At 41.0% G+C, this 814-nt stretch carries 1 pseudogene; it reads left to right on the top strand.

The features are described from left to right. Positions 1-814: pseudogene (locus tag G3A46_RS14005) on the top strand (hypothetical protein); the annotation flags it as partial.

Here is an 814-nt window from a genome sequence, read left to right as displayed (position 1 = left end):
CAACCACAGAATGTTCAACACTAGAGGCAGGTGATATTATTACCTATAGCTTCTCCGTTAAGAACACAGGAAACGTTACCCTAACCGATGTTATGGTAAGTGATTTAGTAGGTGGTGTTACCGTATCAGGAGGACCAATCACATTGGAGCCAGGTCAAGAGGACACTACTACATTTACAGCAAGCTATACCATCACACAAGCAGATATTAATGCAGGTGAGTTTGAGAACACAGCTAAGGTAGTTGGTACAACGCCTAGCAACACCCAAGTGGATGATGAATCAGATAACTCAAGCTATACAGGCAACAACCCAACAGTTGTAACTATCTGTACAGATGCAAGTATTGCGCTTATTAAAACTTCAGATGTTGAAATAGATCCAACCACAGGATGTTCAACACTAGAGGTTGGTGATATTATTACCTATAGCTTCTCTGTTAAGAATACTGGAAACGTTACCCTAACCGATGTTATGGTAAGTGATTTAGTAGGTGGTGTTACCGTATCAGGAGGTCCAATCACATTGGAGCCAGGTCAAGAGGACACTACTACATTTACAGCAAGCTATACCATCACACAGGCAGATATTAATGCTGGTGAGTTTGAGAACACAGCTAAGGTAGTTGGTACAACGCCTAGCAACACCCAAGTGGATGATGAATCAGATAACTCAAGCTATACAGGAAACAACCCAACAGTTGTAACTATCTGTACTGATGCAAGCATTGCACTTATCAAAACTTCAGATGTTGAAGTAGATCCAACCACAGGATGTTCAACACTAGAGGTAGGTGATATCATTACTTATAGCTT

It is taken from the genome of Aequorivita sp. KMM 9714, from assembly GCF_011065475.1.
GTDB classification, from domain to species: Bacteria; Bacteroidota; Bacteroidia; order Flavobacteriales; family Flavobacteriaceae; genus Aequorivita; species Aequorivita sinensis.
Note: the sequence above shows the minus strand (reverse complement) of the source record. Positions and strands in the feature narration are given on the sequence as shown.